The 10,116-nt window shown below is 65.0% G+C and carries 7 protein-coding genes; 4 read left to right on the top strand and 3 right to left on the bottom strand.

All coding sequences use genetic code 11. From position 1 onward, the window contains the following. The first annotated feature begins 28 nt into the window (after window positions 1-28). Together IE113_RS06270 and IE113_RS06265 are read left to right on the top strand one after the other, a co-directional pair. Window positions 29-1,639 (top strand): tetratricopeptide repeat-containing sulfotransferase family protein, encoded by a 1,611-nt coding sequence (locus tag IE113_RS06270; RefSeq protein WP_189539549.1) that lies wholly within the window; start codon window positions 29-31, stop codon window positions 1,637-1,639. Between the two features lie 136 nt (window positions 1,640-1,775). Then, window positions 1,776-4,328, top strand: a complete 2,553-nt coding sequence (locus IE113_RS06265; protein WP_189539548.1) for a TonB-dependent receptor — start codon at window positions 1,776-1,778, stop codon at window positions 4,326-4,328. A 134-nt stretch (window positions 4,329-4,462) separates the two neighbouring features. Here IE113_RS06265 and dnaA read toward each other — a convergent pair whose 3' ends face one another. From dnaA to mutM, 3 genes are all read right to left on the bottom strand, one after another. Next, window positions 4,463-5,890 carry a chromosomal replication initiator protein DnaA gene (dnaA, locus tag IE113_RS06260; RefSeq protein WP_189539547.1) on the bottom strand — a complete coding sequence of 476 codons (1,428 nt, stop codon included), beginning with the start codon at window positions 5,888-5,890 and terminating at the stop codon, window positions 4,463-4,465. Window positions 5,891-6,389: 499 nt separating this feature from the next. Continuing rightward, entirely contained in the window at window positions 6,390-6,650 is a 261-nt protein-coding gene (gene rpsT, locus IE113_RS06255) for a 30S ribosomal protein S20 (protein WP_189539546.1), read from the bottom strand. A gap of 156 nt (window positions 6,651-6,806) precedes the next feature. Then, on the bottom strand, window positions 6,807-7,622 hold the full coding sequence (gene mutM, locus IE113_RS06250) for a bifunctional DNA-formamidopyrimidine glycosylase/DNA-(apurinic or apyrimidinic site) lyase (RefSeq protein WP_189539545.1): 816 nt from the start codon (window positions 7,620-7,622) through the stop codon (window positions 6,807-6,809). Window positions 7,623-7,677: 55 nt separating this feature from the next. Between mutM and IE113_RS06245 the strand changes: the two genes are divergently transcribed. Both IE113_RS06245 and ubiB read left to right on the top strand, forming a co-directional pair. After that, entirely contained in the window at window positions 7,678-8,409 is a 732-nt protein-coding gene (locus IE113_RS06245; protein WP_189539544.1) for a class I SAM-dependent methyltransferase, read from the top strand. Between the two features lie 152 nt (window positions 8,410-8,561). Continuing rightward, window positions 8,562-10,115 (top strand): 2-polyprenylphenol 6-hydroxylase, encoded by a 1,554-nt coding sequence (gene ubiB, locus IE113_RS06240; RefSeq protein WP_189539543.1) that lies wholly within the window; start codon window positions 8,562-8,564, stop codon window positions 10,113-10,115. The last annotated feature ends 1 nt before the right edge of the window (window position 10,116 follow it).

Raw genomic sequence — 10,116 nt, 5'->3', positions numbered from 1 at the left:
GGCGCGTCATCATGTTTCTTGGGGGCACATGGCATCCTTACCGCAACAATCCTGGCTGAGCCGCCTTGGCCGCTATCACCCGCGCCTGATCGCCGCTGCTGTCGCGCTGAACGAGAACGACCTGCCGCGCGCCGAACCCTTGCTGCGCGAACACCTCAAGGCCGATCCGCTGGACGTTGCCGCGATCCGGATGTTTGCCGAGCTGGCCGGGCGGATCGGGCGTTATCGCGACAGCGAGAACCTGCTGCGCCGCGCGCTGGAACTGTCGCCCGCGTTCACCGCCGCAAGGGCCAACCTGGCGCTGGTGCTTTACCGCCAGAACCGCCCGGAAGAAGCGATTGCGGAACTAAACCGCGTGCTGGCGGAAGAGCCGGACAATGCCGGCCACACCAACCTCCAGGCTGCCGCGCTGGGCCGTCTGGGTGAGTTCGAGGACGCGATTGCGCTCTATGAGAAAGTGCTGGCGCAGGCCCCGCGCCAGCCGCGCGTCTGGATGAGCTTTGGTCATATGCTCAAGACCGTTGGGCGCACGGCCGATGGGGTGGCCGCCTACCGCAAGGCGCTGGAGCTGATGCCCGAGCTGGGCGAGGCGTGGTGGAGCCTGGCAAATCTGAAAACGGTCAAGTTCACTGATGCAGACATTGCCGCGATGGAGGCCGCGCTGGAACGCGGCGACATTGCGGTAGAGGATCGCTTCCACCTCGATTTTGCGATTGCCAAGGCGCTGGAGGACCGGGGCGAGGTGGCGGCATCCTTCGCGCATTATGACGCGGCCAATGCCCTGCGCCGCACCCGGCTGGACTATCAGGCCAGCGACACCAGTCGCTTCGTCGACCAGCTGATCGCGATTGCCACGCCAGAGTTTTTCGCAGCGCGCGCGGGGCAGGGCTGCGATGCGCCCGATCCGGTGTTCATCCTGGGGATGCCGCGCGCCGGGTCCACGCTGGTCGAGCAGATCCTGTCCAGCCACAGCCTGATCGAGGGGACGAGCGAGCTGCCCGACATTCCCGCGCTCGCTCGCCGTGATGGCGAATATCCGCGCGGGCTGCCCGACCTGACGGGGGAGCAGCTGCGCGCGCTGGGCGAGGAATTCCTCCAGCGCACCCGCATCCAGCGCAAGACCGAGCGGCCCCTGTTCATCGACAAGCTGCCCAACAACTGGGTCCATACGGTGTTCATCCGCCTGATCCTGCCCAACGCCAGGATCATCGATGCCCGCCGTCATCCGCTGGGCTGCTGCTTTTCCAACTACAAGCAGCACTTCGCCAAGGGGCAGGCGTTCAGCTACAGCCTTGCCGACATGGGACATTACTATGCCGACTATGTGCGGCTGATGGCGCACCTCGACCGGGTCCAGCCGGGGCTGGTCCACCGGGTGATCTACGAGGACATGGTGGACCACACCGAGGCCGAAGTGCGCCGCTTGCTCGATTACGTCGGCGTGCCGTTCGAGGACGCCTGCCTGGCTTTCCACCAGACCGAGCGCGCGGTGCGCACCGCCAGCAGCGAACAGGTCCGCCGCCCGATCTTCCGCGAAGGGACCGAGGCGCACGTGCCGTTCGAACCGTTCCTTGGGAACCTGCGAAAGGCGCTGGGGCCGGTGCTGGACGCCTATCCGGGGGTGCCTGAGGGCTGGTAACACCGCCAAATCGGCGCTTGCGTGACAAATCTGTCACGCAGCGGCAATGTTGCGATTGCGAAAACTGTCCACCGCTTGACTGATCGGGCGGCGAGATTCAGTCTCATTCACGGACTAGTCCATGGATGGGGTATCAATGCACATTGCCACTCGGCGCGCTGTCACCGCAGCGCTTTTCGCTTCCACCGCGCTCAGCGCGGCTCCGGTCTTCGCGCAGGAGGCCGCTGACGAAGCGGTCGATGCCAACGAAATCGTCGTCACCGCGCAAAAGCGCAGTGAAAGCCTGCAAAAGGTGCCGATCTCGATCCAGGCGCTTGGCACGGCCAAGCTGGAAGAACTGAACATCTCGGACTTCAAGGGCTATGCGCAGCAGCTGCCCTCGGTCTCGTTCCAGTCGAGCGGCACGCCCGGCAACAGCGTGATCTATATGCGGGGCGTCGCATCGGGCGGAGACGGCAACCACTCCGGCTCGCTGCCGTCGGTCGGCGTCTATTTCGATGAACAGCCGGTCACCACCATCGGCGGCAACCTCGATGTCCATATCTATGACATCGCCCGCATCGAAAGCCTGTCCGGCCCGCAGGGCACGCTCTATGGCGCCTCGTCGGAAGCGGGTACGATCCGCATCATCACCAACAAGCCCGACACTAGCGGTTTCGCCGGCAGCGTCGATGGTGAAATCAACACCGTGAAGAGCGGCGATATCGGCGGCAAGATCGAAGGCATGGTCAACGCGCCGCTGTCCGACCGTGCGGCGCTGCGCGTGGTCGGCTTCTATCGCCGCGATGGCGGTTACATCGACAACATCGCGGGCACCCGCACGTTCTGCGGCACGACGCTGTATGACGCAGGCGGGGCGGCGAATGGCTGCTTGCGCGACGGCATCTCGATGAACAACGCCCGCTTCGTCGAAAAGAACTACAACGACACCGAAAGCTATGGCGCGCGCGCCGCGCTGAAGGTTGACCTGGACGACAACTGGACCGTGACGCCGACCGTCATGTACCAGAACACCAAGAGCAACGGCTCCTACGGCTATGACGACAGCCTGGGCGACCTGCAGGTCCAGCACTTCTTCCCGGAATACCGCTCGGACAAGTTCATCCAGGCCGCGCTGACCATCGAAGGGAAGATCGGCAACTGGGACGTGACCTATGCGGGCGCCTATCTGGACCGCAAGACGTTCAGTTCCAGCGACTACACCGACTACGCCGAAGCCTATGACTCGCTGTATGAATCGGTCGGCGGGCTGGCCTATTACTTCGCCTATACCGATGCGCTGGGGAACACGACCAACCCGGCGCAGCTGGTCATCGGCAGCGACCACTTCAAGAAGCTCAGCCAGGAACTGCGCTTCTCCTCGCCGGCGGACAAGCCGCTGCGGATGGTGGCGGGGGCGTTCTTCCAGCGCCAGTCGAACGACATTTTCCAAGACTATCAGATCCCCAACCTGGGCCCGCTGATGTCGGTCAACGGCAACCCCGGCACGCTGTGGCTGACCAAGCAGCACCGCGTGGACAAGGACTACGCCCTGTTCGGCGAAGTCAGCTATGACATCATGGAAAACCTGACGCTCACCGCCGGGGTGCGCGGGTTCAAGTATGACAATACGCTGATCGGGTTCTTCGGGTTCGGCCGCAATCCGGGCAATGGTTATACCGACACGCCCTATAACGGCGCGTGGAGCTCGCGCACCGGGGTGGCGGGCTGCTTCACCACCACGGGTGACCGCCTGCGCAACGCGATCGCCACGGGCGGGGCGCTGACCTTCGCGCCGGGTGCCATTCCGGGCACGCCGTGCACCAACCTGGGCACCTGGGCCAATGGCAAGGTCAATCCGGTCCAGGCCAAGGGCGATGGGGCGACCTATCGCTTCAACCTGAACTGGAAGCCGACCAACAGCGTGATGCTCTATGGCACGGTGTCCAAGGGCTTCCGCCCCGGCGGGATCAACCGCCGTGCGGACGTGGCGCCCTATGCGCCGGATTACCTGATCAACTTCGAACTGGGGTGGAAGACCACGCTGGCTCCGGGCCTGCGCTTTAACGGCGCAGTCTATCAGCAGGAATGGAAGGACTTCCAGTTCTCGTTCCTGGGGGCGAACAGCTTCACCGAAATCCACAACGGCCCCGATGCGCGCATCAAGGGCGTCGAAATGGACCTGACCTACAATGGCGGTGGGCTGTTCTTCAACGTGGCGGGGTCCTACACGGACGCCAAGACGCTGCAGAACCTGTGCATCATCGATGACCCGACCTATGCCTGCACCGGGCCGGGCAACATGATCTCGGCGCCCAAGGGCATCCGCCTGCCGATCACGCCCAAGTGGAAGGTGTCGAGCACGCTGCGCTACACCGCCGACATGGGCAGCGTGAAGCCCTATGGCCAGATCAACGTCGCCTATCAGAGCAAGGCCGCGTCGGACATCCGCACGGCGGTCTATGAAACGTTCTCCGGCAACGTGATCAGCCCGGCAGCCAACCTGGGCGACCTCGAACAGTTCGCTACGGTGAACCTCGCGGTCGGTGCGGACATCGGCAAGCTGAACCTGGAGTTCTTCGTGGCCAACCTGTTCGACGAACGCGGCCAGCTGTCCCGCTTCCAGCAGTGCGGCAGCTGCGCCCAGCGCGGCTATGTCGTGCCGGTCACGCCGCGCACGTTCGGGCTGCGCGCCGGGATTGACTTCTGATCGCGCAGGTCGATTGGTAAAGGACCGGGGCGGGGGCAGCACAGGCTGCCTCCGCCCTTTCCTTTTGGACCGAAACCAGACGCAAAAACGGGAGCCGAAGCTCCCGTTTCCGTTTCAGCGAAAGGTGTTGGCGATCAGCTTTCCAGCTGGCGCAGCAGCGAGCGGACGTCGCCGTCCATGTCGGCGTCGCGGGTGCGCAGGTCTTCGATCAGGCGCACGGCGTGGATTACGGTGGAGTGATCGCGCCCGCCGAACTTGCGGCCGATTTCCGGGTAGCTGCGCGGGGTCAGCACCTTTGCCAGATACATCGCCACCTGCCGGGGGCGCACGACCGCGCGGGCGCGACGCTTGCTGGCCATTTCGGTGCGGTCGACCCGGTAGAACTGGCAGACCGTGCGCTGGATCTCGTCAATGGTGATCCGGCGGCGGTTGGCCGAAAGGATGTCGGTCAGCTGTTCTTCGGCCAGTTGCAGCGACACGGCCTGGCCGGTCAGCTGGGCATAGGCGATCAGCTTGTTCAGGCCGCCAACCAGTTCGCGCACGTTGCGGTTGATCGTGCGGGCGAGAAACTCGACCACGTCCGCCGGAACATGCGTGGGCGAGAACCGGGCCAGACGGTGTTCGAGGATCGCGCGGCGCAGTTCGATGTCGGCGGGCTGGATATCGGCCACCAGACCCATCGACAGGCGCGACAGCAGGCGCTGTTCCACCCCGTCCAGCGCCTGCGGGGCGCGGTCGGCGGCAAAGACCAGTCGCTTGCCTTCGGCCAGCAGCGCATCGATCGTGTAAAGTAGCTCTTCTTGTGCAGAGGCCTTGCCGATGATGAACTGGATATCGTCCACCAGCAGCAGGTCGAATCCGCGCAGCCGGGCCTTGAATTCGATGGTCTGGTTCTGGCGCAGCGCCTGAACGAATTCGACCATGAAGCGCTCGGCCGAGCAGTAGAAGATCCGGGCGCGCGGATGCGCCGCCAGATAGGCGTGACCGATGGCGTGAAGCAGGTGCGTCTTGCCCTGGCCGGTTGCCGCCTTGAGGTAGAGCGGAGCGAACTGCGGGGTTTCCACCGCCGCCATGCGCTGCGCCGCGTTCGAGGCCAGCACGTTGGCCGCCCCGGTCACGAAGCTGGCAAAGGTCAGCGACGGGTCTAGCCCGATCGGGGCCTGGCCGATGCCGCCCAGTTCCGCCGCGCCCAGGCCCAGCGCATCGCCCGGCTGGGCCGGGACCGAATCGTTGGCGGCGCGGCGCGTGCCCTCATCGCGGCCAAGCCGCAGGCCCTGCATTGCGCGGCGGCCCGGCAGCACCGAAACGCGCACGTGGCGCACATCGGGGCGGGCGATCTTCCACGCCAGCGACAGGCGGTCGGCAAAGCGATCCGCCACCCAGTTGGCCGAAAATTCGGTGGGCAGATAAAGGTCCAGCGTGCCGGTTTCCTTGCAGAAGCTGCCCAGCTGGATCGGCTTGATCCATTGCGCGTGCAGCTGCTGCCCCAAATCCTTGCGCAGCCCCTGGCTGATGTCAGCCCAGTCCGCTGCAAGGTCGAGCGCTTCTTGTTCGTCGATCATGCGCTCTGCGTCATTCCTGTTATTGGCGCCTGCGCCACTGCGCTGGCTGCTCGAACCCGTACCAGTCACCCGGTGCGCCCCCACTGCAAACAAACAACCCACAAGCCGGTGCCAATGGCACAGACCATGCCCCCGCCAGCCTTCCCACAAGGCCAACGCCATTATTCAGACTTTGATGTGATGCCCCGGCGAGAACCGCCTCAGGCAGTTCCGGTTTTATGGACGCTTCAGCGCCAAGGGCAAGGCGGCCGATGTAAAAATATTGAAATAATGGCTCTTGACTCAGGCAGCCGCGGGAGAATCCCGAAGGTAATGCCTAAAGCGCTGTTAACGCTAGATTTTCAAAGTTGAGAGCCACCGAATCGGCGGAATTCAAAGGGTTGCCGCACAGCAGCAAAAACACCCGTTTTGGACACGAAAAAAGCCGGCGGGTTTAGCGCCGGCTTTTTTCCCATTTCGTTCCGCCGGAGCGCCGCGATTGGCGCATCCGATTCGCGAATCAGAGCGAAGCAACCCGCTTCGTCAGACGCGACAGCTTGCGGGCGGCGGTGTTCTTGTGCAGCACGCCACGCGCCACGCCGCGCGCCAGTTCCGGCTGGGCAGCCTTCAGGGCATCGGCAGCAGCGGCCTTGTCGCCACCGGCCAGCGCCGATTCGACCTTCTTCACGAAAGTGCGAATGCGCGACAGGCGGTTGCCGTTGATTTCGGCGCGACGTTCGTTGCGGCGGATGCGCTTCTTGGCTTGCGGCGTATTGGCCATGTTCGTCCTTCATTCGGCTGCCTTCGTGCAGCCACCCTAGCGGTTTAATCTGTTGCAAATGCGGAGCGCCCGACCGAAGTCGATCCCGCAAGAAGCGCGGCCCTTAACCGTGCGGGGCCGAATCGTCAACAAGGGAGTGCGATGCCGGCGCCGGTTTTACTTCTGGCATTTCGGACAGTGCCAGGTGCTGCGCCCGCCCTGCGCGAAGCGGGCCACTTCATGGCCGCAGCGGGTGCAGGGCTGCCCGGTGCGATCATAGACGTCGAACTGCTTGGAGAAATAGCCCAGCTGGCCATCGGGCTGGGCATAGTCGCGCAGGGTCGACCCGCCGGCTTCGATCGCTTCGGCAATCACGGCCTTGATCGCGGGGACCAGCCGTTCCAGCGCCGGGCCCGACACCCGGCCTGCCGCCTTGTCCGGGGCGATGCCGGCCCGGAACAGCGCCTCGCAAACATAGATGTTGCCCAGGCCTGCGACGATCCGCTGGTCCAGCAGCATCAGCTTGATTGCAGCGCTGCGCCCGGCCAGCGCCGCCTTCAGGTGCCGCGCGGTCAGCGCTTCGCCAAGCGGTTCCGGTCCCATCGCGGCGAATTGCGGCCACTGTTCCAGCGAATCGGTCTGCACCAGATCGACCGAGCCAAACCGGCGCGGATCGCACAGCGCCAGCACGTGGCCGCTCGCCGTTTCCAGCACCATGTGGTCATGCGGCCCTAGTTCCTCCGGCTCGATCCGCCAGCGGCCCGACATGCCAAGGTGAAACACCATGGTCTGCCCCCGGTCGGTATGGATCAGGCCGTACTTGGCCCGCCGCCCCATGCCGGTGACAGTTGCCCCGGTCAGCACTTGTACCAGATCGACGGGGAAGGGGCGGCGCAAGTCTGCGCGGCGCAGTTCCACCCGCGCCAGCCGTGCGCCATCGAGGTAGCGGGCAAGGCCACGCACAGTGGTTTCAACTTCGGGTAATTCCGGCATGGCGAAGCTGCTAACAAGCTTTGCGGCAGACTGAAACTCCCCTAAGGGCCATGGCATGAGCGAACAGGTTTCCTTCGGCTACGAAAACGTCACTCCTGAGGAAAAGGTCCAGCGCGTCGGCGCGGTCTTTTCCAGCGTTGCCAAGAATTATGACGTGATGAACGACGCTATGTCCGCGGGCATGCACCGCCTGTGGAAGGACAAGTTCGTGCGGCGGGTGAAGCCCCAGCCGGGCGAGCAGATTCTGGATATGGCGGGCGGCACCGGCGACATCGCGTTCCGCCTCGCCGCGCGCGGGGCAACCGTGACGGTGTCCGACATCAACCAGGACATGCTCGACGTCGGGATCGAGCGGGCGATGGACAAGGGCCTGGATTCGCTGGTCTGGTCACGCCAGAACGCCGAGGAGCTGAGCTTTCCCAGCCGGTTCTTCGATGCCTACACGATCGCGTTCGGCATTCGCAACGTGACCCACATCGACAAGGCGCTGGCAGAGGCTTACCGCGTGTTGAAGCACGGCGGGCGGTTCTTCTGCCTGGAATTCTCGACCACCGAATGGCCGGGCTTCAAGGAAGTCTATGACTTCTACTCGCACCAGCTGGTGCCCAGGATCGGGCAGGCGATTGCGGGGGATGCCGACAGCTATCGCTATCTCATCGAATCGATCCGCCGCTTCCCGCCAATGCCGGAATTCGAGCAGATGATCCGCGACGCCGGTTTCACCCGGACCCGCGTTGAGCCGATCCTGGGCGGGCTGGTGGCGATCCATTCGGGCTGGAAGGTCTAGATAGTGTTTCAGTGCGTTGACCGGCGCCAGCAAGCTGGCGCCTCGCGCGGCACCGGCCCGCTCCCCCGCCCGGCCACCCATTCAGGGTACATTTGTGGGTGGCCGGGCGGGGGAGCGGGCCGGTGCCGTTTCCAGCCGTCAGGCTGGCAGCAATGACCCGCCCGACTACGCATCTGCTGCGCCTTCTGCGCTGGGGCCGCATTCTGGCGAAGCACGGTGCGCTGCGCGGGATCGAGCGCGATCCCAACACCCCCGCGCCGGTGCGGAGGCTGTGCCGGATTGCGCGGCTCGGCACGTTCCAGCCGGATGTGCCGGACTATGCCGGCGCGTTCGAGGCGATTGGCCCGGCCGCGATCAAGCTGGGGCAGGCGCTCGCCACCCGGCCCGATCTGGTGGGCGAGGAAGCCGCGCGCAACCTGCTGACCTTGCAGGACAGCCTGCCTCCGGTCAGTTTCAGCCTGATCCGCCGCGAAATCGAAAGCTCGTTCGGCAAACCGCTGGAGGTGCTGTTCGCCAGTATCGAGGAGACGCCGGTCGGCGCGGCCTCGATCGCGCAGGTCCACCGCGCGGTGACGACCGATGGCCGCACGGTGGCGGTCAAGGTGATCCGCCCCGGCATCCGCGACAAGCTGGCGCGCGATATCGAGACGTATGAATGGGCGGCCGCTCATCTGGAAGCCTTGGGTGGAGAGGCCGCCCGGCTGCGCCCGCGCCTGACCATCGCCAATTTCAAACGCTGGACCGCCCGCGAACTGGACCTGCGGCGCGAAGCCGCCTCGGCCTCCGAACTCGCCGATGCGATGAAGGGGTATGAGGGCTTTCGCGTGCCGGCGGTCGACTGGGATCGCACCAATGGCCGCGTGATGACCCAGGAATGGATCGCGGGCACCAAGATCAGCGACACGGCCGCGTTGCAATCCGCCGGGCACGATATGCCCGAACTGGCGCGGCGGCTGGTGCTGTCGTTCCTGACCCAGGCGATCAGCCACGGCTATTTCCATGCCGACATGCACCAGGGCAACCTGTTCGTGCAGGATGATGGCACGGTGGTGGCGATCGATTTCGGGATCATGGGCCGGATCGACCGGCGCGCCCGGTTCTGGCTGGCGGAAATCCTGTTCGGGCTGACCACCGGCAATTATCGCCGCGTCGCGGAAATCCATTTCGAGGCGCAATACGTCCCCAGCTATCACTCGGTCGACGAATTCGCGACCGCGCTGCGCGCTGTGGGCGAACCGATGCGCGGCAAGCCGGTGAGCGAGCTGTCGGTCGGGCAGATGCTCGACGGGCTGTTCGCAATCACCCGCGATTTCGACATGCAGACCCAGCCGCATCTTCTGCTGCTGCAAAAGACGATGGTGATGGTCGAAGGGCTGGCGACCCAGCTCGACCCCTCGATCAACATGTGGGACGTCTCCGGTCCGTTCGTGAAGAACTGGATCCGCGACGAACTTGGCCCCGAAGCCGCGATTGCGGAGCGGCTGCGCGAGGATGCGCAGACCTTGCTGCGCCTGCCCGATCTGGTTCGCCGCATTGAGGAACGCTTCCCCGCCAAGGGCGGCGCGCCCGAACCGCCGCCGCTGCCGGAGGTGGAACTGGTATGGGACCGACGCGCGCGCTCAGGTCGCGGCTGGGGCGGATACGTGCTGGCGCTGCTGGCAGGCGGCGCGGCCGTGTGGGGCGCGCAGGCGCTCGGCTGGTTCTGAC

It is taken from the genome of Novosphingobium arvoryzae, from assembly GCF_014652615.1.
Taxonomy (GTDB): Bacteria; Pseudomonadota; Alphaproteobacteria; order Sphingomonadales; family Sphingomonadaceae; genus Novosphingobium; species Novosphingobium arvoryzae.
This window is presented reverse-complemented; position numbering and strand designations above follow the sequence as displayed.